The sequence below is a fragment of the Pseudomonas sp. RT6P73 genome (assembly GCF_054897715.1).
Genome location: NZ_JBUBUV010000002.1, coordinates 6427919 through 6450616, shown reverse-complemented (window position 1 = coordinate 6450616; position 22698 = coordinate 6427919). Strand labels below are relative to the sequence as shown.

Genomic DNA, 22698 nt, shown 5'->3' with positions numbered 1-22698 from the left:
GGAATCGTTGTTTTAAGGGGTTTTATTCGCCCCAGACGTCCTTGAGGACGTTGACCCAGTTCTCGCCCATGATCTTGCGGACCACGCGCTCGGAGTGGCCGCGCTTGAGCAGGGTTTCGGTCAGGTTCGGGAACTCGCCGACGGTGCGGATGCCCAGCGGGTTGATGATCTTGCCGAAGCTGGTCAGGCGGCGGGCGTAGCCCTTGTCATGGGTCAGGTATTCGAAGAAGTCCTGGCCATGGCCCTGGGTGAAGTCGGTGCCGATGCCGATGGCGTCTTCGCCAACGATGTTCATGGTGTATTCGATGGCTTCGGCGTAATCGTCGATGGTCGAATCGATGCCCTTGGCCAGGAATGGCGCAAACATGGTCACGCCGACGAAACCGCCGTGATCGGCGATGAACTTCAGCTCTTCATCGGATTTGTTGCGCGGGTGAATTTTCAGACCCGACGGCAGGCAGTGGGAGTAGCAAACCGGCTTCTTGGATTCGAGGATGACTTCTTCGGAAGTCTTCGAACCGACGTGGGACAGGTCGCACATGACGCCGACACGGTTCATCTCGGCGACGATCTCACGACCGAAACCCGACAGGCCGCCATCACGCTCGTAGCAGCCGGTACCCACCAGATTCTGGGTGTTGTAGCACATCTGCACGATACCGACGCCCAGCTGCTTGAACACCTCGACATAGCCTATCTGGTCTTCAAAGGCGTGAGCATTCTGGAAGCCGAAGAGGATGCCGGTCTTGCCCTGCTCCTTGGCCTTGCGGATATCGGCGGTGGTGCGAACCGGAATCACCAGGTCGCTGTTCTCGCGGATCAGCTTCTGGCTGGCGGCGATGTTGTTGACGGTGGCCTGGAAGCCCTCCCACACCGAAACGGTGCAGTTGGCCGCAGTCAGACCGCCCTTGCGCATGTCTTCGAACAGCTCACGGTTCCACTTGGCAATAATCAGCCCGTCGATAACGATGCTGTCGGCGTGCAATTCGGCTGGGCTCATCAGGCTGTCCCCTATTGGCGATTCATGCGCCGAATCGTGTGCCGGCGCTTTGGGGCCAGCATATGCCTGAGGGACGGGGTAGCCGGGTGCAAAAACGACAGGGGGTTTGCCGAAAGCGTCAATCCGCGACAAAGGGTCGTTGATGGACGCAATCGCCCACCTGTTCAAGGGCCTCTGCTTGGGCCAGAATTCGCTGCATTACTGAATAGGCACTGAAAAATAGGGGCTGCGTCGCAATGAGAACGATCTTCCTGGCTTTGGCACTGATAGCGACCGGCGTACACGCGGCTGAAGAGGCCGACGACAACCCCTGCGACAAAGTCGAAAACGACGTCCAGACCCTGGAATGCTCCGCCTACAGCAGAACCACCGCCGAAGACCTGCTCAAAGACAACTACCAAAGCCTGAACGAGCGCATGCAAACGGCCTACGGCAAGAACCCGGCGCAACTGACCGACATCACCGCCAAGCTCAAGGCTGCGCAACAGCAGTGGCTGAAGACCCGGGATGCGGATTGCGCGGTTGAGGCGTTTCCGGCGACCAGTGGTAGCAAGGCGTTTACGATTGCACAGAATGATTGCGTGGCGCGGATGAGTGATGAGCGGTCGGAGTTTTTGGAGTCGATAGAAACAGAGTGATTTTTATTGATAACGCACACGCAAAGGATAGCCCTCGATGTTAAATAGAATTCAAACGGACGAATACAATATCGTACTGAGAAATCACTCCCCCAACATATTTGATATTGACTCCGTATCATTATTGATTGGAAAGAATGGCTCAGGAAAAACCGTCACACTTAAGAGCATAATCAACGCATTCAACACCAGCAGAAAAGACCCGCTAAAGGATAACTGCCAACTGCACTTTGAAGGAAGCTTCCGGCAAAGCCCAACCCAATTAATGTCATGGGGAGTCATTTATTACACCCCTGCTCAAAATAGACCAAAGCTTCGCAGTAACAATAATTTCATCGACGCTTCCAAGCGTCAAATAAAAAACATGCTTAAAATTGAGCAACATAAGGAGGTTCTTTCCGCTTTCGGCCTAAATCTAGAACTTACAGCCACCCTTACCGTCGATTATAAAAAAATAGGTAACTACCTAGCGGAAAACCTTATTAGCAAAAAGTCATCAAGCGCATCAAAAACCAACAACCTGTTTGATTTCGAACAGGCACGACTACTACGGAGAAAGCTGGTCACATTTTCAGATATTGAATCAAGCCAAGAAGACCATGACCGTATAAATGAATCTTACCTTGAACAGGTTTCAAAACTTTCAGACATCATACTAAACCATTTATCAGCAACTGAAAAAATAGATGCGACACGCACTTTTATTTGCTTTGCCACTATAAACCATATGATTAGCTTAAGAAGTGTCTCCACAGCTACAATCATTGAGTTTGCAAGATGCTTCCTCGAAACTGCTCTATTCGTTCCTGCAAAAGTAACATTTCGACAACTTGAACCATTTCTAGCTCAAGCATCAGGCGCCCTTAGAATTGTTACGGATGAAATACTTACCAAGAGTCGTACAAACAAATATACTTTTTCACGCACCTTGACATCACCAGATGAGAGATCCTACTTCGAAGGCAACCCCGGACTGGTTCTATTTGATGTCGGATTCCCAGAAGTCAGTTCAGGCCAATGGGCGATCATGAGACAAACAATTGCCATTTATGAAGCACTTATAGAACTCTCTGAAAGATCAAACATAACTAATATTTTATTGCTTATCGACGAAGGCGATGCTTTTTTACATCTGGACTGGCAACGCCGATACATACTTCAACTGAATTCGTTTCTGATGCGCTGCAAACAAGAGCTGAAAATAAAAAATTTGCAACTGATAATAGCCACCCACTCTCCAATTCTAGCGACAGATATGCCTAGGGAGTTCGTTTGCGCAATGGACAGAAGCGAGTATGCATCTCTATATCCATCGTTTGCAGCCCCCCTGCAATCAATACTAAATCGATCATTCAGCTCAAGAACGATTGGAGAGTTCGCAACACGCGAAATAAACAACACGATACACAAAATAAACAAAATTCCGCTAACTGAAAAAGACCATTACATCATTTCCATGATCGACGACCCGATCATAAAAAATGAAATTGAGCGCACAATTAAATCTGAGGCGCGATATGATAATTAATATATCTCACACTTGGGAAAAAGCAAAAGCAGCTCACAACACCTACCTGGAAAACAAGATTGATAAATTCTTAAACCACAAGGGCCCCATAGCGAAATCAAAACACTCAAAAAATCTTGTAAAATGGCTAAAACCATACTTAATATCCGACAAACAAAACAGTTTAATACACGCCATAGAAAAAATAAAAAAACAACGAAAATACTTAAGTTCGGCTGAATTACTCCTATTGAATTTAGATTTTGAAGCAATATTTGACTATCATAACTTTATTACAAAGACCGTATCTTGGGATGCTTATCAGCTTTGCGGTCTTTCCACATCAAAGACTTGCCCGTATTGCCACTATAACTATACACATACCGTTGTAGCAGAAGATGGTAGCTACCGCCCTCCTCTTGATCACTTCTACCCTAAAAAAAAGTACCCATTTTTAGCTCTGACATTGATCAACTTAATTCCGAGCTGCCATACTTGCAATAGTTCCCTAAAAAAAGACTCCGACTTCAAGACGCACCCGCACCTCCACCCATTCTTCGATGATGAAACTATAAATTTCCACTGTAAAAAAGACAACCTTACCATACTTGATATAATCAGTAATTTTGAAAAAATAAAAAACGATCTTGAGATAAATCTTAGGCACCCACCAACCTGCGAAAAAACTAGAAACTCAATAACTACTTTCATCCTTAAAGACAGCTACAAAAAATTCACTCAAGACGCTATAGAGTTCATTGATTCCAAAACACTTTTAGACAACATTCCAGGGTTATTAGAGCAATTCGGCCTAGGACCTCAACTTCCAGGAACTGCTCTGCACCTAGATACGGACGCAAGAAAAATTCTTGATCGAAAGCTTCGATTTGACCGCCAAAAATATAAGGAAAAAACTCTCGGTAAAATGTATGCCGATTTATACGATCAGTTCGACAGAAATACTATTTTCGCTTCTACGCCCCCTTAAGCTTTGTACAACTTACACATCCAAAGCACCATCGCGAGTACCACCTCGTTCAATTGAGTATTCTCACCAACCAATCCTATTAATCAGGTCTTTATAAATATGCTCTTGAAAATCTGCGGCATCGAAATCAAAGGCAGCGAAGCGATCATCGCCGTGGCCTCTCTCGACGGTCAGGTGCTGAGTCACGTCGCTCTAGCCACCAAGAAAATCGCCCTCGACGATGACGATGAAGCCGCGAATGTCAAAGTCTTTGCCGCTCAGGTGGCGTCGTTTGTGCGCGAGTACTCGATCGACCGTATCGCGATCAAGAAACGCAGCAAGAAAGGTGAATTTGCCGGTGGGCCGACCACGTTCAAGATCGAGGGCGTTTTTCAGTTGCTGGAGAGTTGCGAGGTCACGTTGTTGTCGCCGCAGACGATTAATGCGCAGAGCAAGAAGTTTGACTTTGCACTGCCGGAGACGCTGAACAAATATCAGCATGAGGCTTACAAGGCAGCGTGTTCGGCGCTGATGAAGAAGTAACTCAATTACCGCCAACACATAGAACCTGTGGGAGCCGGGCTTGCCCGCGATTGCGGTGTGTCAGTCAACATCAATGTTGAAAGTGCCGGCCTCATCGCGGGCAAGCCCGGCTCCCACAGGTTTCTCTGCTGTTCATGCTTTCGCAGTACGCCGATCTTCCCTTGGACACCGTTCAAACCGTGCCCGATAGCTCCGGGTGAAATACGACGGCGATTCAAACCCGCACGCAATGCTCACTTCCAGCACGCTCATGTCGGTCTGCCGCAGCAACTGCCGGGCCTTTTCCAGCCGTAATCGCAGGTAGAAATTGCTCGGCGTGTCGTTCAGGTGCAAGCGAAACAAGCGCTCCAGCTGCCGCCGTGTCACCTTGATCGATTCCGCCAGTTCCAGCGTGCTCAGCGGCGGTTCGCTGTGTTGTTCCATCTCGCCAATCACGTGAACGAGTTTCTTGTTGCTGATGCCATACCGCGTGGCGACTTCCATGCGTTGGTGGTCTTTGCGTGGGCGGATGCGGCCGAGCACGAATTGTTCGCTGACCTGGATCGCCAGTTCCGGGCCGTGGGCCTGGGCGATGAGGTCGAGCATCAGGTCGATGGATGCCGTGCCGCCCGCAGACGTGATACGGCGGCGGTCGATTTCGAACAGCTCCTGGGTAACGCTGAGCTGTGGATAAGACTCCTTGAACGCGTCGATGGCTTCCCAGTGCAGGGTCAGGCGATGGCCGTCGAGCAGGCCGGCTTCGGCGAGGACGAAGCTGCCGGTGTCGATGGCGCCGAGGGTCACTCCTTCGTTGTCCAGCCGACGCAGCCAGTGTTCCAGCGCCGGCGTGGCAAACTTCAGCGGTTCGAAACCGGCGACTACCAGCAGGGTTGCACCTTTCTTCAGCGGTTCCAGTGCCGCATCGGCGTTGACCGACATGCCGTTGCTGGCCAGCACCGCCCCGCCGTCCGCGCTCAGCACATGCCAGCGATACAACTCGCCGCGAAAGCGATTGGCGACCCGCAGCGGCTCGATGGCCGAGATAAAGCCGATGGCCGAGAAACCCGGCATCAACATGAAGTAGAAATCCTGGGACATGGAGCGCACTCGATGGCAGGTAGCGAGAGGACGGGAGCGTGTGGACGTTGATACGCCACTTGCCGACGGCATTCAAGGGGACAGGTCGCTGCAGTGCAAGAGCTGGTCGCCGTAGTGCGCTTTGACGGGCCTCAAGCTGCGTAACTTGGGCATCACCGGCGCACGAAGACGACCGGACCCACAATAACGAACTGCCGAGGAAACCTGAGATGAAACGACTGATCAGCAGCTGTGTTCTTGCACTCAGCGGTACCGCTTTCCTGAGCGCCAGCGTCATGGCCGCCGAACCTGCCTCCTGCCAGAACGTGCGCATGGGTGTAGTGAACTGGACCGACGTAATCGCCACCAGCGCCATGACCCAGGTCCTGCTCGATGGCCTCGGCTACAACACCAAACAAACCAGCGCTTCCCAGCAAATCATCTTCGCCGGGATCCGCGACCAGCGCCTGGACCTGTTCCTGGGCTACTGGAACCCGCTGATGACCCAGACCATCACACCGTTTGTCGATGGCAAGCAGGTCAAAGTCCTTGAAGCGCCAAGCCTGAAAGACGCTCGCGCCACTCTCGCCGTACCGACTTACCTCGCCGACAAGGGCCTGAAAACCTTCGCCGACATCGCCAAGTTCGAAAAAGAACTGGGCGGCAAGATTTACGGCATCGAGCCAGGCTCGGGCGCCAACACCCAGATCAAGGCGATGATCGCCAAGAACCAGTTTGGCCTCGGCAAATTCCAGCTGGTCGAGTCCAGCGAAGCCGGCATGCTCGCGGCGGTGGATCGTGCGGTGCGCCGCAAAGAGGCCGTGGTGTTCTTCGGCTGGGCGCCGCACCCGATGAACGTCAACGTGCAGATGACTTATCTCACTGGCAGCGAAGACGCGCTCGGCCCGAACGAAGGCATGGCCACGGTCTGGACCGTCACCTCGCCGAACTACGCGCAGCAATGCCCGAATATTGGCAAGTTGCTGAGCAACCTGACCTACACCGCCGAAGACGAGAGCCGGATGATGCAGCCGCTGCTCGATCACAAGGACGCCTTCGAATCGGCCAAGCAATGGCTCAACGATCACCCGCAAGACAAGCAACGCTGGCTCGAAGGCGTGACCACCTTCGATGGCAAACCGGCTGCTGAAAATCTGAAACTGACCAGCAAATAAACCCCGATTGAACCACCGACTCGCAGCCCGACCGGGCTGCGAACGGAACCATCACGCCTGCAAGGAAATCGCCTCATGAACCACGACGTCATCATCACCTGCGCACTTACCGGTGCTGGCGACACGACCAGCAAGAGCCCACATGTGCCAGTCACCCCGAAACAAATCGCTGCCGCCGCGGTAGAAGCCGCAAAAGCGGGCGCCACGGTTGTTCACTGCCACGTGCGCAACCCTGAAACCGGCAAGTTCAGCCGTGACGTGGCGCTGTACCGCGAAGTAATGGAGCGCATCCGCGAGGCCGATGTCGACATCATCGTCAACCTCACCGCCGGCATGGGCGGTGACCTGGAAATCGGCGCGGGCGAGAACCCGATGGAGTTCGGTCCGAACACCGATCTGGTCGGCCCGCTGACCCGTCTGGCCCACGTTGAAGCACTGCTGCCGGAAATCTGCACCCTCGATTGCGGCACCCTGAACTTCGGCGACGGCGACACCATTTACGTGTCCACCCCGGCGCAGCTGCGGGCTGGCGCCAAACGCATTCAAGAGCTGGGTGTGAAGGCCGAGCTGGAAATCTTCGACACCGGTCACCTGTGGTTCGCCAAACAGCTGATCAAGGAAGGCCTGCTCGACGACCCGCTGTTCCAACTGTGCCTGGGCATCCCGTGGGGCGCACCGGCCGACACCACCACCATGAAAGCCATGGTCGACAACCTGCCCGCGAATGCGGTGTGGGCCGGCTTCGGCATCGGTCGCATGCAAATGCCGATGGCGGCGCAAGCGGTGCTGCTCGGCGGCAACGTGCGGGTCGGTCTGGAAGACAACATCTGGCTGGACAAGGGCGTGCTGGCGACGAATGGCCAGCTGGTTGAACGCGCCTCGGAAATCCTCATCCGCCTCGGCGCCCGTGTCCTGACCCCGGCAGAAGGCCGGGCAAAAATGGGCCTGACCAAGCGCGGCTGACCCGAACGACACCTTCCCCCTGTGGGAGCGAGCCTGCTCGCGATGGCGGTATTCCTGCCGCAGATGATGCATCGGATGTACCGACGCCATCGCGAGCAGGCTCGCTCCCACAGTTTTTCCGAGCCAAATTCAGGAAATCGCCATGAGCTTTATCACCGAAATCAAAACCTTCGCAGCGTTAGGCAGCGGTGTCATCGGCAGCGGCTGGGTATCTCGCGCCCTCGCCCACGGCCTCGACGTTGTCGCCTGGGACCCGGCGCCCGGTGCCGAAGCCGCGTTGCGCAAACGCGTCGCCAATGCCTGGGATGCGCTGGAGCAACAAGGCCTGGCGCCTGGCGCCTCGCAGGATCGGCTGCGCTTCGTCGCGACAATTGAAGAGTGCGTTCGCGACGCGGATTTCATTCAGGAAAGCGCCCCGGAACGCCTCGATCTGAAACTGGAACTGCACAGCAAAATCAGCGCGGCGGCCAAGCCCAATGCCTTGATCGGCTCCAGCACTTCGGGCCTGTTGCCGAGCGAGTTTTACGAGAGCGCGACCCACCCGGAACGCTGCGTCGTTGGCCACCCGTTCAACCCGGTTTACCTGCTACCGCTGGTGGAAGTGGTCGGTGGCAAAAATACGGCGCCTGAAGCGGTTCAAGCGGCAATGAAAGTGTATGAATCCCTGGGGATGCGTCCGCTGCATGTGCGTAAAGAAGTGCCGGGGTTTATCGCCGACCGTTTGCTCGAAGCGCTTTGGCGTGAAGCGCTGCACCTGGTCAACGACGGCGTGGCGACCACTGGCGAGATTGACGATGCGATCCGCTTTGGCGCGGGTTTGCGCTGGTCGTTCATGGGCACGTTCCTGACCTACACCCTGGCGGGTGGCGATGCGGGGATGCGGCACTTCATGGCGCAATTCGGCCCGGCGTTGCAGTTGCCGTGGACATACCTGCCAGCCCCGGAACTGACCGACAAGTTGATCGATGACGTGGTGGACGGGACCAGTGATCAGCTGGGCAAGCACAGCATTTCCGCGCTGGAGCGCTATCGTGATGATTGCTTGCTGGCGGTGCTTGAAGCGGTGAAGACCACCAAAGAGAAGCATGGGATGGCCTTCGCCGACTAAACCCCACCACTACCTGTAGGAGCGAGGCTTGCCCGCGAAGAGGCCGGTACATCCGACGGATCTCTTGCGGCAGGAATAACGCCTTCGCGGGCAAGCCTCGCTCACAGGTTTCAACCACTTCCGGATGTGACGACATGCCCGCACTGACCACCTACCAAACCAGAATCATCCCCGACTGGGTCGACTACAACGGCCACCTGCGCGATGCCTTCTACCTGCTGATTTTCAGCTACGCCACCGACGCGCTGATGGATCGGCTGGGCATGGACAGCAACAACCGCGAAGCCAGCGGCAATTCGCTGTTCACCCTCGAACTGCATCTCAATTACCTGCACGAAGTGAAGCTCGACGCCGACGTCGAAGTGCGCACCCAAATTATCGGCCACGACAGCAAACGCCTGCACCTCTATCACAGCCTGCATCTAGTGGGCGATGACAAGGAACTGGCGGGCAACGAGCAAATGCTGCTACATGTCGACCTCGCCGGGCCAAGCTCCGCACCGTTCAGCGAACAAACCCTGGGCAAGCTGCAAGCCATCGTCGCCGAGCAAGCCGACCTGCCAACCCCCGCCTACATTGGCCGAGTGATCGCATTACCCCCTAAAAAATAACAAGGAGATCGCCATTGAACACCGCCGCTTTTGCCGACTTCCGTACCTACCCGTTGATCAGCGCGTTGACCGCCGTGCACACCCTGGCGGATCGAATTCAAGTGAAATGGGCCGACGGTCGGGTCAGTCCCTTTCATCATCAATGGCTGCGGGACAACTGCCCGTGCCCGCAATGCGTCTACACGGTGACCCGCGAGCAAGTGCTGGAAATCGTCGACGTCGCAGAGGACCTGATGCCAACAGCGGCAAACGTCGATGCCGAAGGTTGCCTCAGTGTCCAATGGCAGGACGGCCATCTCAGCCGCTTCGATCCGGGCTGGCTGCGGGCTCACGCCTATGACGATGAATCCCGCGCCGAACGCCGGGCTGGCAAACCAAAATCCAAACTGTGGAAAAGCGACTTGCAGCTGCCGGTATTCGAATACCAGGCGCTGATGAACGACAACGATGCCTTGCTGCAATGGCTGCTGGCGGTGCGCGATATCGGCCTGACTCAAGTGCGCGGCGTGCCCACCGAACCCGGTTCGCTGAAGCTGATCGCCCAGCGGATTTCCTTCATCCGCGAGAGCAATTTTGGCGTGTTGTTCAACGTGCAATCCAAGGCCGATGCCGACAGCAATGCCTACACCGCTTTCAACCTGCCGCTGCACAGCGACTTGCCGACCCGAGAGTTGCAACCGGGGCTGCAATTTTTGCATTGCCTGGTCAATGACGCCGACGGTGGCGAGAGTATTTTCGTCGACGGCTTTGCCATCGCCCACGCGTTACGCGAAGAGGATCCCGAGTCATTCAAGGCTTTGTGTGAAATCCCCGTGGAGTTTCGCAACAAGGACCGCCACAGCGACTACCGCTGCCTGGCGCCGATCATCGCCCTGGATGCCTTGGGGCAGGTGTCGGAGATCCGCATGGCGAACTTTCTGCGTGGACCGTTTGATGCGTCGATCGAGGACATGCCCAAGCTATACCGGGCTTATCGCCGCTTTATTGCCATGACCCGCGAATCGCGGTTTCGGGTGATGACACGGCTCAATCCCGGCGAGCTGTGGTGCTTCGACAACCGCCGCACCCTCCACGCCCGCAACGCCTTCGACCCCGCCAGTGGCGCCCGGCATTTCCAGGGGTGCTATGTCGATCGGGATGAATTGTTGTCGCGGATTCTCGTTTTACAGCGTTAAACCGAGTCATCGTTCATCGCGGGCAAGCCTCGCTCCTACAGGGGATCGTATACCTCTGTAGGAGCGAGGCTTGCCCGCGAAGGCGTCAGTCCAAACACTCCATCCCTTCCTGATTCACAGGCAAAAAAAACCCCGATCAAGCCGTGACAAGATCGGAGCTGAGGAGGGTACTGTTGAGGAGCCGTTGCGCGAGGGTGACCAAACCTTCGTGAAGCCAGCTGAATCCAGTGTGCCCACTCTCGCCTTTCGCAAGTTAGCCGAAAACGACCTGTTCATAGGTATCGCGGCCATTGCGACAAATCGCCCTTGCCGCCACCCCCTCCCCCTATGAGAATCGAACCACGACACCGTTCCCTGAAGAAGGATTGCGTCATGATGTACGCCGATTTGATTGACCAGGAAGACTTGTTGGGCCAGCTGAAATCGTTGGGCTTTCAAGTACCGAGCGGCTCCACCGCCGATCAGGCTTGCGAGTGCGCGGTGAGAGGATTGAACGACGAACGGGCAATAGTGCTGCGCACCATGGTCAAGCAGATGTACACCAGCAGCGCGACCATCCTGCCGGCTGTGCGCCAGGCGATCGACAAGCAATTGTTACCGGCGTTGGCGGAGTACCAGCAGAGCCGTAGCGCCTGACAGATCCAATCGCGAGCAGGCTCGCTCCCACACTGGATCTGCGTCGTTCACAGATCCAATGTGGGAGCGAGCCTGCTCGCGATGAAGGCGCCTCGGTTTAGAGCCTTACGCTGGCAAACGTCGACTCATTACGAGCCTGACTCAACGCCGACAACGGCCCGGACAACGGCGACAGCACCAACGCTTGCGGCAGCGGCATCATTGCAACCTGTTGCGTGGTGTTGGAACCTACGCGCTCGTCACGCGGCGGAATGCCGAAGTATTCGCGGTAGCACTTGGAGAAGTGCGGCGTGGACACGAAGCCACAGACCGACGCCACTTCGATGATCGACATCGGCGTTTGCTTGAGCAGCTGCCGGGCACGGATCAGGCGCAGTTTGAGGTAGTAACGCGACGGCGAGCAGTGCAGATACTTCTGGAACAGGCGCTCCAGCTGACGACGCGAAACAGCGACATACACCGCCAGTTCGTCGAGGTCGATCGGCTCTTCCAGGTTGGCTTCCATCAGCGCGACGATTTCCTGCAGCTTCGGCTGGTTGGTGCCCAGCATGTGCTTGAGCGGCACGCGCTGGTGATCCTGTTCGTTGCGGATGCGCTCGTAGACGAACATTTCCGAGATCGCGGCGGACAGTTCACGGCCGTGATCGCGGCTGATCAGGTGCAGCATCATGTCCAGTGGCGCGGTGCCGCCGGAACTGGTGAAACGGTTACGGTCGAGGGTGAACAAGCGTGTGCTCATGGCCACACGCGGGAACGCTTCCTGCATCGAGGCCAGGCATTCCCAGTGCACGCTGCAATCGAAACCATCCAGCAGGCCGGCGCAGGCCAGGGCCCAGCTGCCGGTGCAGACCGCACCGAGACGGCGGGACTGACGCGCCTGGCTTTGCAGCCACGACACGTGTTCGCGGGTCACCGTGCGCTGAATGCCGATGCCACCGCAAACAATGATGGTGTCCAGAGGGGGCGCTTTGTGCATGGAGCAATCGGGGGTGATCTGCAGACCGTCACTGGCCCAGACTTGACCGCCGTCGACGGTGAGGGTGGTCCAGCGATACAGCTCGCGACCGGACAATTGGTTGGCCATGCGCAGGGGTTCGACTGCGGAGGCCAGAGAAATAAGCGTGAAATTGTCCAGCAGCAAAAAGCCGATGGATTGAGGCGCACGGTTCTGGGGTTGGGCCCCGGAGTTGAACGTCGTCATCGCGGTATCTCCTCACACAAAGCGGGTGATGGCCTCAGGCGGAGGCTCTTGTTATTGCCATCGTTCTCGCGTGGGAGACGGGCTTTGTAATGACAGAGCAATTGCCATGCCTAAAGTTGAATGGTCATTCAATAACTCCTGAAAACGACGTCGGGATGTGTCTATATATGACCGCGCAGAGTGGGGGGATATAAGTGCCATCAATGGCAGCAAGCGCTCTGTCCCGTTGCGTGTGAGCAAATCGGTAGCACTTGTGGGAACAGGGCTGCGCAGGCTCGGGAAAGAGTGTCACCGCAAGCACGGGTGACGGGCGGTCAGGGGTGGTTTGGATCCCTGGTCTGGGTGAAGTCGCTTATCTGTAAGCGACGCGCCAAAACGTGGCGCGTTTCGATTCGGGTGTTCACTTACCGCGCAGTTTTGACTGGTCTGACGCCATCGCGGGCAAGCCCACTCCCACAGGTTTTGTCGTGTAGTAGAGATCTGATGCACACCGCAGATCCCTGTGGGAGCGGGCTTGCCCGCGATGGGGTCAACCCGGTCTCAGCACTCGACCGCGCTTACCGCCAACCCACCCCGCGATGTCTCCTTATATTTGTCATGCATATCGGCGCCGGTATCGCGCATGGTGCGGATCACCCGATCCAGTGAGATAAAGTGCTGACCATCGCCGCGCAACGCCATCTGCGCCGCGTTGATGGCTTTCACTGCGGCAATCGCATTGCGCTCGATGCACGGCACTTGAACCAGCCCGCCCACCGGGTCGCAGGTCAGGCCGAGGTTGTGTTCCAGGCCGATTTCCGCCGCGTTGCACAGTTGCTCCGGCGTGGCACCAAGGATCTCCGCCAAGCCAGCCGCCGCCATCGCGCAGGCTGAACCGACTTCGCCCTGGCAACCAACCTCCGCACCGGAAATCGAAGCGTTCTTCTTGCACAGAATCCCCACCGCTGCGGCGCTGAGGAAATAGTCGACGACATTGGCCTCCGTCACCACCTCGCTGAACTTCATAAAGTAGTGCAACACCGCCGGAATGATCCCCGCCGCGCCGTTGGTCGGCGCCGTGACCATGCGCCCGCCGGCCGCGTTCTCTTCGTTGACCGCCAGGGCGAACAGGTTGACCCACTCCATGGCGCTCAAGGTCGAGCCGATAACGTTGGGTTTGCCCAGCTCTTGCAGGCTGCGGTGCAGCTTGGCCGCACGACGGCGCACATTAAGGCCGCCGGGCAGGATGCCTTCATGTTTGAGGCCCTGGTCGACGCAATCCTGCATGGCGCGCCAGAGTGTCATCAGGCCGCTGCGGATTTCTTCCTCGCTGCGCCAGACCTTCTCGTTGGCCATCATCAATTCAGCGACGCGCAGGTTGTGCTTCTGGCACAGGCTCAGCAGTTCGACGGCGCTGGAGAAATCGTACGGCAACACCGTGCGATCCAAATCGACCACGCCGCTGGAAGCCTGTGCTTCATCCACGACAAAACCGCCGCCGATAGAATAGTAGGTGTCGCGATGCAGCTCACCGTCATCGCCTTCGGCGATCAAGGTCATGGCGTTGGGGTGGAATGGCAGGTTTTCGTCGATCAGGCGCATGTCGCGAGCCCAGATAAACGGCACCGACAGGCGACCGTCGAGCAACAGCGTGTGGGTCTCGCGCAGGGTTTCGATACGGATGCCGATTTGCGACGGATCGATCGCGTCCGGCCACTCGCCCATCAGCCCCATGATCACCGCGTTGTCGCTGCCGTGACCGATGCCGGTGGCCGACAGCGACCCATAAAGCTGAACTTCGACGCGCCGCACTTGTTCCAAAAGACCCTGTTCACGCAAACCTTGCACGAACAGCGCGGCGGCCCGCATCGGTCCCACGGTGTGCGAACTGGAAGGGCCGATGCCGATTTTGAACAGGTCGAAAACACTGATAGCCATTACTGCCGAACTCCTGGATGTGCCAACTCCAGGCGCAAAAGCGCCCAGTGACGGAGCTGCTACGCTCAAGCTGCAATCCGCCGAGATGGCCGCATCATCAGGCTTTTGCCGTGTCGTTCGACGTCTCACACCGACGCACTCATGCCCACCAACGCCGCGGGCGTTTTACGCTGCGTTTTCGCCGGTTTTTTGCGGATCAGAGGGGTAAAGGGGGCTGAAAAAAGCTGTAAACGACGTCACCGACACTGGATGCGACCATCCCTGTACTGGTTACGACGCACCCTGTAGGCGTCAGATTTTCACTGGTACATGATCGTATCGACTCGATTGCAAGGCGCCGTGGTAGAGCTGTCTCCAAAACGCCATCCAACCGCAACCTATAAGTGCGGTGGTCCAGTCGGAACACTGCCAAAAAAAACACCAAGGAGTCCATCCATGAAAGGTTCCCCGTCGTTGTTGTTGGCCGCCATGCTGAGTCTGCCGTTACTGGCTCAAGCCGCAGAACCCGCTCAGTGCAGCACCGTAAACTTCTCCGATGTCGGCTGGACCGACATTACCGCGACAACCGCCACCACCAGCGTCGTCCTCGATGCTTTGGGCTACAAGACCAAAACCACCATGATTTCCGTGCCGGTGACCTACAAGTCCCTGGCCGACGGCAAGAACATGGACGTTTTCCTCGGTAACTGGATGCCGACCATGGAAAACGACATCAAGGCCTACCGCGATGCCGGCACCGTGGATGTCGTGCGCACCAACCTCACCGGCGCCAAGTACACCCTCGCCGTGCCGCAAGCGCTGTACGACAAAGGGCTGCATGACTTCGCCGACATCGCCAAATTCAAGAAAGAACTCGACGGCAAGATCTACGGCATCGAGCCGGGTAACGACGGCAACCGTCTGATCCAGAGTATGATCGACAAGAACGCCTTCGGCCTGAAAGACGCCGGTTTCAAGATTGTCGAATCCAGCGAAGCCGGCATGCTGTCGCAGGTCGACCGCGCGCAGAAACGCGACACCGCTGTGGTGTTCCTTGGCTGGGCGCCGCACCCGATGAACAAGCGTTTCAAGATTCAATACCTGACCGGTGGCGATGACTTCTTCGGCCCCGACTTCGGTGCCGCCACCGTGGCAACCAATACCCGCAAGGGGTACGTCCAGGAATGCAGCAACGTTGGCACCTTGCTGAAAAACCTGGAGTTCACTGTCGACATGGAAAGCTCACTGATGGGCAACATCCTGGACGACAAGATGAAGCCTGACGCGGCCGCCAAGGCCTGGCTCAAAAAGAACCCACAGGTGCTCGATACCTGGCTCGCTGGCGTGACCACCATTGACGGTAAACCAGGCCTGGAGGCCGTGAAAGCCAAGCTCGCGCAGCCTTGAATTAAGAAGCATCGCTTACGCCGGACGACTTCGGTCGTCCGGGCTGTTTATTTCCTTGCATGCGGACGTTCACTACCATGCTGATTGATCAGAAAATACCTCTAGGCCAGTACATCGCGGGCTTCGTTGAGTGGTTGACGCAACACGGCGCCAACACCTTCGACGCGATCGCCGTGACACTGGAAACGATGATCCACGGCGTGACTTTTGCGCTGACCTGGTTCAACCCGCTGGCATTGATCGGCCTCATCGCGCTACTGGCACACTTCATTCAACGAAAGTGGGGGCTGACCGTTTTCGTCATTGCCTCCTTTCTGCTGATCCTCAATCTGGGGTACTGGCAGGAAACCATGGAAACCCTCGCCCAGGTGTTGTTCGCCACCCTGGTCTGCGTGGTCATCGGCGTGCCACTGGGCATCGTCGCCGCGCACAAACCGATGTTCTACACACTGATGCGGCCGGTGCTCGATCTTATGCAGACCGTGCCGACCTTCGTGTACCTCATTCCTACCCTGACCCTCTTCGGGCTGGGTGTGGTCCCGGGTTTGATCTCGACGGTAGTGTTCGCGATTGCCGCGCCTATCCGCCTGACCTACCTGGGTATCCGTGATGTTCCCGCTGAATTGATGGACGCCGGCAAAGCCTTCGGCTGCTCGCGCCGTCAACTGCTCGCACGCATCGAACTGCCCTACGCCATGCCAAGCATCGCGGCCGGCATCACCCAGTGCATCATGCTGTCGTTGTCGATGGTGGTGATCGCGGCACTGGTGGGCGCCGACGGCCTGGGCAAACCCGTGGTCAACGCACTGAACACTGCTGATATCGCCCTGGGCTTCGAAGCCGGCCTGGCGATCGTATTGCTGGCGATCATGCTCGACCGTATCTGCAAACAACCCGACGCTAAAGTAGGGGGTGACGCATGAGCATTATTCGCTTCGAAGACGTCGACGTAATCTTTTCCAAAGATCCGCGTGAGGCGCTCAAGCTTCTCGACCAGGGCATGACCCGCGACCAGATCCTGAAAAAGACCGGCCAGATTGTTGGCGTTGAAAAAGCCAGCCTGGACGTCGAAAAAGGTGAAATCTGCGTATTGATGGGCCTGTCCGGCTCCGGTAAATCGAGCCTGCTGCGCTGCATCAACGGACTCAACACCGTCAGCCGCGGCAAGCTGTTTGTCGAGCACGAAGGCCGGCAGATCGACATTGCTTCCTGCACCCCGGTGGAACTGAAAATGATGCGCACCAAGCGTATCGCGATGGTGTTCCAGAAATTCGCCCTGATGCCTTGGCTGACGGTGCGTGAGAACATCAGTTTCGGTCTGGAAATGCAGGGTCGCCCGGAAAAAGAACGACGCAAACTGGTGGACGACAAGCTTGAGCTGGTGGGTCTGACCCAGTGGCGCAACAAGAAACCCGACGAGCTCTCCGGCGGTATGCAGCAACGTGTGGGCCTGGCCCGTGCGCTGGCGATGGACGCGGACATTCTGCTGATGGACGAACCGTTCTCGGCACTCGACCCGCTGATCCGCCAGGGCCTGCAAGACGAACTGCTGGAACTGCAAAGCAAGCTGAACAAAACCATCGTGTTCGTAAGCCACGACCTCGATGAAGCCCTGAAGCTGGGCAGCCGTATCGCGATCATGAAAGACGGTCGGATCGTTCAGTACAGCAAGCCGGAAGAGATCGTGTTGAACCCGGCGGACGACTACGTGCGGACCTTCGTCGCGCACACCAATCCACTGAACGTTCTGTGTGGTCGCAGCCTGATGCGCACCCTGGACAACTGCAAACGCATCAACGGTTCGGTGTGCCTCGATCCGGGCGGCGATTCGTGGCTGGACCTGGCCGAAGGCAACACCATCAAAGGCGCCCGCCAGAACGGCGCGAGCCTGGACCTGCAAAACTGGATTCCAGGGCAAGCGGTTGAAGGTCTGGGTCGTCGGCCAACGCTGGTGGACTCCAACATCGGCATGCGCGATGCATTGCAGATTCGTTATCAGACGGGCAACAAGCTGGTGCTGCACGACAACAACAAGGTGGTCGGGATTCTGGGCGACAGCGAGTTGTACCACGCGCTGCTTGGCAAGAACCTGGGGTAAGGCAGCAGACACAAAAACGCCGCGAGAGGATCGCGGCGTTTTTGTTTATGGGATATCGGGTGATGCAGTGTTGAAGTTGAAGCCCCCATCGCCAGCAGGCTGGCTCCCACATTGGAATGCATTCTCTTGTGGGAGCCAGCCTGCTGGCGATGAAGCCGACGCGGTGCTTCAGACCGAAACAACGCGTCCTTGATTACTTAGCTATAAACCCGGCCAAGGAGCTGCCGATGGCTTTCAAACTGATCGAGCACGTCACGGGTGATCTGATCCTGAGTGAAGCCCATCAAGTCATAATCCTGGCTGCCGTTGTGCAGGTACACTTCGGCGCGGTAGTAGCGCGCCCGCGGCTCATCAGCGCTTTCAGCCGAGACCGTGTCGCTCGCCGCCGCCAGATAGCCATCCAGGCTCACTTCGTAGACAAAAGGGTTGCCCTCTTCCATCTCGATGCGCACGCCCATGCAACGCTTGGATTTACCCAGCAACGTTTGCACTTCCAGGCCTTGACCACGCAGTTGCACCGCTGCCTCTTCCAGCGCCGGGCTGACTTGCTTGTCCATGAAACGCTGAACGATCGACTGGTTCGGTTGCAGGTCCAACTGCGTCAAACGCTCGCTGAAACCACGACGACCGCGCGCGGCGAGCTCCGCTTGCTCTTGTTCGATCTGCACGTCCTGGCGCATGGCCTTGTGCAAGCCGAACATGAAGAACACCAGCACCACCGAGAACGGCAGACCGGCCAGCACCACCATGGTTTGCATGGCTTCGAAGTTACCGGCGAACAGCAGGCCGATGGTCACCAGCGTGATCACCGCCGACCAGAAGATCCGCAGCCAGTGCGGAGCGTCTTCGTCGACGTTACCGCCCTTGCACGAAAGGTTGGCCATCATCACCGCGCCGGAATCCGCCGGGGTCAGGAACAGCACGAAACCGACAAAGATCGACACGCCGATCACAATTTTCGACGCCGGGTAGTGCTCAAGCAGTTGGTAGATCGCCATCGACGGCTGTTCGAGCGCCGTCTTCCCGAGCTCCACCGCCCCATGGTTCATCACCAGGTCCAGGGCCGAGTTACCGAAGATCGACAGCCATGCCAGGGTGAAACCCAGCGGAATCAGCAGCACGCCGGCCACCAGTTCACGCACGGTGCGACCACGGGAAATACGCGCGATGAACATGCCTACGAATGGGGCCCAGGAAATCCACCAGGCCCAATAGAACAGGGTCCAGAGGCCCATCCAGCGCTCAGACTTCTCGCCGCTGCCTTCGTACACATACAGGTCGAAGGTTTTCAGCACGATGCCGTTCAGGTAGTCGCCGATGTTCTGCACGAAGCCGTTGAGCAGGTGCAGGGTCGGGCCGAACAGCAGCACAAAAATCAGCAGACCGCTGAACAGCACGATGTTCAGGTTGGACAGACGGCGGATGCCGTTTTCCACGCCGGACACGGCAGCGATGGTCGCTACGGTGCTCATCACGATGATAACGATCAGCAGATTGGTGTTGCTGTGTTCCATGCCAAACAGGTTTTCAAGGCCCGACGACACTTGCAGCGAACCAATCCCCAGGTTCGTCACCAGACCCAGCAGGGTCACGAACATGCCGAAGCCGTCCACCGCGTGACCGGCCGCGCCTTTGACCCAACGCTCGCCGACCAGCGGATACAGCGCCGAACGCAACGCCAGCGGCTGGTTATGACGGTAAGCAAAGTAAGCCACGGCCAGGCCGACCAAGGCGTAGATCGCCCAGCCATGCAGGCCCCAGTGCAGGAACGTCAGCTGTACCGCCTGACGTGCAGCGAGGTTGCTGCCGGCCACGCCTTCCGGCGGATTGAAGTAGTGGTCCAGCGGCTCGGAGGCACCGAAGTACAACAGCGAGATGCCGATACCCGACGAGAACAGCATCCCCGCCCAGGCGCCGTAGCTGAAGTCCGGCGTGTCGTCCTTGCTGCCCAGCTTGAGTTTGCCGTAGGACGAAAACGCCAGGCCAACGACGAATACCGGATAGGCGGCAATCACCACCATGTAGTACCAGCCGAAGCTGCGGGACAACCAGGCCTGGGCGATGCCGAGCAATCTGCCGGCCTCTTGCGGGGCGATGATCAGAATGGCGGTCAACAACAGAATCAACGCGGTAGAGGTGTAGAACACCCAACCGTTGACCGTCACCTTCTCGGGTGGGGTCTTTATTAGAGAGGCAGAACTCATGGCACAGATGCTCCAGGCAGTGCGAGAGAAGAACACAAGGCAACGCGGTACCCGACTAATCGGTTAGTTGGCAGCCGACCGACGGGTGATATAAAGACACCCCGAAAAAAGCCCGAAGCCCGGGAGCGCCATTGCGCGTGGGTTTCGAGCGATTTCGGATGTCGTTTTTCCGCCCACTACACGTAGGAAAAACCTGTAGGCAGCGACGATTTGTCGCAGATCTTATTCTTTGTTGATTGAACGTTCAATCAAAACAAAATAGACTGGCCCTCAATCCGATAGACGTTTGACGCCCATCGGAAGGCCTAAGGAGATGTGCAAGATGCCCAAGGTCGGTATGCAACCCATCCGCCGCCAGCAATTGATCGAAGCCACATTGCAGGCCGTCGATCAGGTCGGAATGGGGGACGCCAGCATTGCGCTGATCGCCCGTTTGGCCGGTGTCTCGAATGGCATCATCAGTCACTATTTTCAGGACAAGAACGGCCTGATCGCCGCCACGGCGCAGTACCTGATGAGTGTCCTCAGCGAGAACGTCACCGCGCGCCGTCAGGCGCTGCTGGATGACAGCCCACGGGCGCATCTGCAGGTGATCATCGAAGGCAACTTCGACGCCAGCCAGGTCAATGGCCCGGCAATGAAAACCTGGCTGGCCTTCTGGGCCACCAGCATGCACCACCCGTCATTGCACAGGTTGCAGCGGATCAACGATCACCGCCTGTATTCCAACCTGTGCTGCCAGTTCCGCCGCGTATTGCCGCTCGATGACGCGCGCAGTGCAGCCCGGGGCCTGGCAGCCCTCATTGACGGTTTGTGGTTGCGCGGCGCGCTGTCGGGAGATGCTTTCGACACTGAGCAAGCGCACCAGATCGCTTACGAATACATGGATTTTCAACTGGCAAAGCAGGTGAGTTAGAGCACACATAACCGCTCAACCCCTGAACCGCCACTGATCAGCGTTGCCCAAAGCTATAAGGCACGCCCAGTGGTCAACGCCAACCACTTATGCACTTGCGAGGACTTTATGGCCCGTTTCGAACTGCAAAAACTCTACATCGATGGCGGCTACTCCGACGCCAGCAGCGACGCCACTTTCGAAGCCATCAACCCGGCTAACGGTGAAGTCCTCGCAAAAGTACAACGTGCGACCAAAGAAGACGTTGAGCGCGCCGTTGTCAGTGCCGAAAAAGGCCAGAAAATCTGGGCCGCGATGACTGCCATGGAGCGTTCGCGCATCCTGCGTCGTGCCGTGGACATCCTGCGCGAGCGCAACGATGAACTGGCCGCTTTGGAAACCCTGGACACCGGCAAGTCGTTCTCCGAAACCAAGTATGTCGACATCGTTACCGGTGCTGACGTGCTGGAATACTACGCAGGCCTGGTGCCCGCCATCGAAGGCGAGCAAATCCCGCTGCGCACTACTTCGTTCGTTTACACCCGTCGCGAACCGCTGGGCGTCGTGGCCGGTATCGGCGCATGGAACTACCCGATCCAGATCGCCCTGTGGAAATCCGCCCCTGCCCTGGCAGCCGGTAACGCGATGATCTTCAAGCCAAGCGAAGTCACTTCCCTGACCACGCTGAAACTGGCCGAGATCTACACTGAAGCAGGCCTGCCTGCCGGCGTGTTCAACGTCCTGACCGGCAGCGGCCGTGAAGTCGGCACCTGGCTGACCGAGCACCCGCGCATCGAGAAAATCTCCTTCACCGGCGGCACGGACACCGGCAAGAAGGTCATGGCCAGCGCTTCCGCTTCGTCGCTGAAAGACGTGACCATGGAACTGGGCGGCAAATCACCGCTGATCATTTTCGACGACGCCGACCTCGATCGCGCCGCCGACACCGCGATGATGGCCAACTTCTACAGCTCTGGTCAGGTCTGCACCAACGGCACTCGCGTGTTCGTACCGACTCACCTGAAAGCGGCTTTCGAAGCCAAGATCGCTGAGCGCGTTGCACGCATCCGCATCGGCAACCCGGAAGACGAGAACACCAACTTCGGCCCACTGGTCAGCTTCGCCCACATGGAAAGCGTGCTGGGTTACATCGCCAAAGGTAAGGAAGAAGGCGCTCGCGTACTGTGCGGCGGCAGCCGTCTGACCGAAGGCGAATTTGCCAAAGGCGCATTCGTGGCACCGACCGTGTTCACTGACTGCACCGACGAGATGACCATCGTTCGCGAAGAAATCTTCGGCCCGGTGATGGCGATCCTGACTTTCGACACCGAAGAAGAAGTGATCCGTCGTGCCAACGACACCGACTTCGGCCTGGCCGCCGGTATCGTCACCAAGGACCTGAACCGCGCTCACCGCGTGATTCATCAGCTGGAAGCCGGTATCTGCTGGATCAACGCCTGGGGCGAATCCGACGCCAAGATGCCGGTCGGCGGCTACAAGCAGTCGGGCGTGGGTCGTGAGAACGGCATCAGCTCGCTGAACAACTTCACACGCATCAAATCGGTACAGGTCGAACTGGGCGATTACGCCTCGGTGTTCTAAGGAACGCCCGCACAAC

20 protein-coding genes are annotated in these 22698 nt (G+C 57.3%); 15 read left to right on the top strand and 5 right to left on the bottom strand.

What is annotated here, in order from left to right; translation table 11 throughout:
• Positions 1 to 22: 22 nt before the first annotated feature.
• Positions 23 to 1000, bottom strand: a complete 978-nt coding sequence (locus tag ACYZT6_RS29660; RefSeq protein ID WP_008033250.1) for a dipeptidase — start codon at positions 998 to 1000, stop codon at positions 23 to 25.
• A 236-nt stretch (positions 1001 to 1236) separates the two neighbouring features.
• On the opposite strand from ACYZT6_RS29660, the gene ACYZT6_RS29655 reads away from it, so the two are divergent.
• The 4 genes from ACYZT6_RS29655 (at position 1237) to ACYZT6_RS29640 (ending at position 4655) form a co-directional block, all read left to right on the top strand.
• Positions 1237 to 1638, top strand: coding sequence for a lysozyme inhibitor LprI family protein (locus tag ACYZT6_RS29655; RefSeq protein WP_462029713.1), 402 nt, complete (start codon positions 1237 to 1239; stop codon positions 1636 to 1638).
• Between the two features lie 37 nt (positions 1639 to 1675).
• Positions 1676 to 3166 carry an AAA family ATPase gene (locus tag ACYZT6_RS29650; protein WP_462029712.1) on the top strand — a complete coding sequence of 497 codons (1491 nt, stop codon included), beginning with the start codon at positions 1676 to 1678 and terminating at the stop codon, positions 3164 to 3166.
• Positions 3156 to 4133, top strand: a complete 978-nt coding sequence (locus tag ACYZT6_RS29645) for a hypothetical protein (RefSeq protein WP_462029711.1) — start codon at positions 3156 to 3158, stop codon at positions 4131 to 4133. Before ACYZT6_RS29650 ends, ACYZT6_RS29645 begins: the two co-directional genes overlap by 11 nt.
• Positions 4134 to 4238: 105 nt before the next feature.
• Positions 4239 to 4655: a DUF3010 family protein gene (locus ACYZT6_RS29640; protein WP_462030032.1), complete on the top strand. Its 417-nt coding sequence runs from the start codon at positions 4239 to 4241 to the stop codon at positions 4653 to 4655.
• Between the two features lie 132 nt (positions 4656 to 4787).
• Here the strand turns inward: ACYZT6_RS29640 and ACYZT6_RS29635 are convergent, their stop codons facing one another.
• Positions 4788 to 5732 (bottom strand): GlxA family transcriptional regulator, encoded by a 945-nt coding sequence (locus tag ACYZT6_RS29635; protein WP_461977382.1) that lies wholly within the window; start codon positions 5730 to 5732, stop codon positions 4788 to 4790.
• A 209-nt stretch (positions 5733 to 5941) separates the two neighbouring features.
• Here ACYZT6_RS29635 and choX point away from each other — a divergent pair, with 209 nt between their 5' ends.
• The 6 genes from choX to ACYZT6_RS29605 all read left to right on the top strand — a co-directional run bounded on the left by choX (position 5942) and on the right by ACYZT6_RS29605 (position 11379).
• Entirely contained in the window at positions 5942 to 6886 is a 945-nt protein-coding gene (gene choX / locus ACYZT6_RS29630; RefSeq protein WP_462029710.1) for a choline ABC transporter substrate-binding protein, read from the top strand.
• A 75-nt stretch (positions 6887 to 6961) separates the two neighbouring features.
• Entirely contained in the window at positions 6962 to 7849 is an 888-nt protein-coding gene (locus tag ACYZT6_RS29625; protein ID WP_462029709.1) for a beta-keto acid cleavage family enzyme, read from the top strand.
• Between the two features lie 142 nt (positions 7850 to 7991).
• The gene (locus ACYZT6_RS29620; protein ID WP_462029708.1) at positions 7992 to 8957 is read left to right on the top strand and encodes an L-carnitine dehydrogenase; all 966 of its coding nucleotides are present in this window, start codon (positions 7992 to 7994) and stop codon (positions 8955 to 8957) included.
• Between the two features lie 134 nt (positions 8958 to 9091).
• Complete coding sequence (locus tag ACYZT6_RS29615; protein WP_462029707.1) at positions 9092 to 9568, top strand: thioesterase family protein; 477 nt, start codon at positions 9092 to 9094, stop codon at positions 9566 to 9568.
• Between the two features lie 14 nt (positions 9569 to 9582).
• On the top strand, positions 9583 to 10743 hold the full coding sequence (locus tag ACYZT6_RS29610) for a gamma-butyrobetaine dioxygenase (RefSeq protein WP_462029706.1): 1161 nt from the start codon (positions 9583 to 9585) through the stop codon (positions 10741 to 10743).
• Positions 10744 to 11115: 372 nt separating this feature from the next.
• Complete coding sequence (locus tag ACYZT6_RS29605) at positions 11116 to 11379, top strand: hypothetical protein (protein ID WP_462029705.1); 264 nt, start codon at positions 11116 to 11118, stop codon at positions 11377 to 11379.
• A gap of 97 nt (positions 11380 to 11476) precedes the next feature.
• Here ACYZT6_RS29605 and gbdR read toward each other — a convergent pair whose 3' ends face one another.
• Together gbdR and ACYZT6_RS29595 are read right to left on the bottom strand one after the other, a co-directional pair.
• A complete protein-coding gene (gene gbdR / locus ACYZT6_RS29600; RefSeq protein ID WP_109635472.1) occupies positions 11477 to 12580 on the bottom strand; it encodes a choline metabolism transcriptional regulator GbdR in 1104 nt (367 codons plus the stop codon).
• A 540-nt stretch (positions 12581 to 13120) separates the two neighbouring features.
• Positions 13121 to 14497: an L-serine ammonia-lyase gene (locus tag ACYZT6_RS29595; RefSeq protein ID WP_462029704.1), complete on the bottom strand. Its 1377-nt coding sequence runs from the start codon at positions 14495 to 14497 to the stop codon at positions 13121 to 13123.
• A gap of 435 nt (positions 14498 to 14932) precedes the next feature.
• Between ACYZT6_RS29595 and ACYZT6_RS29590 the strand changes: the two genes are divergently transcribed.
• From ACYZT6_RS29590 to choV, 3 genes are all read left to right on the top strand, one after another.
• On the top strand, positions 14933 to 15883 hold the full coding sequence (locus ACYZT6_RS29590) for a choline ABC transporter substrate-binding protein (protein ID WP_462029703.1): 951 nt from the start codon (positions 14933 to 14935) through the stop codon (positions 15881 to 15883).
• A 77-nt stretch (positions 15884 to 15960) separates the two neighbouring features.
• Entirely contained in the window at positions 15961 to 16806 is an 846-nt protein-coding gene (gene choW / locus ACYZT6_RS29585) for a choline ABC transporter permease subunit (RefSeq protein WP_133835662.1), read from the top strand.
• On the top strand, positions 16803 to 17981 hold the full coding sequence (choV, locus tag ACYZT6_RS29580) for a choline ABC transporter ATP-binding protein (protein ID WP_462029702.1): 1179 nt from the start codon (positions 16803 to 16805) through the stop codon (positions 17979 to 17981). The genes choW and choV overlap by 4 nt, the downstream gene beginning before the upstream one ends.
• 197 nt (positions 17982 to 18178) lie before the next feature.
• On the opposite strand, the gene ACYZT6_RS29575 is transcribed toward choV, so the two are convergent.
• Positions 18179 to 20128, bottom strand: a complete 1950-nt coding sequence (locus tag ACYZT6_RS29575; RefSeq protein WP_462030031.1) for a BCCT family transporter — start codon at positions 20126 to 20128, stop codon at positions 18179 to 18181.
• A gap of 379 nt (positions 20129 to 20507) precedes the next feature.
• On the opposite strand from ACYZT6_RS29575, the gene betI reads away from it, so the two are divergent.
• Positions 20508 to 21101 (top strand): transcriptional regulator BetI, encoded by a 594-nt coding sequence (betI, locus tag ACYZT6_RS29570; RefSeq protein ID WP_462029701.1) that lies wholly within the window; start codon positions 20508 to 20510, stop codon positions 21099 to 21101.
• Between the two features lie 108 nt (positions 21102 to 21209).
• Positions 21210 to 22682 carry a betaine-aldehyde dehydrogenase gene (gene betB / locus ACYZT6_RS29565; RefSeq protein ID WP_462029700.1) on the top strand — a complete coding sequence of 491 codons (1473 nt, stop codon included), beginning with the start codon at positions 21210 to 21212 and terminating at the stop codon, positions 22680 to 22682.
• Positions 22683 to 22698: the final 16 nt, after the last annotated feature.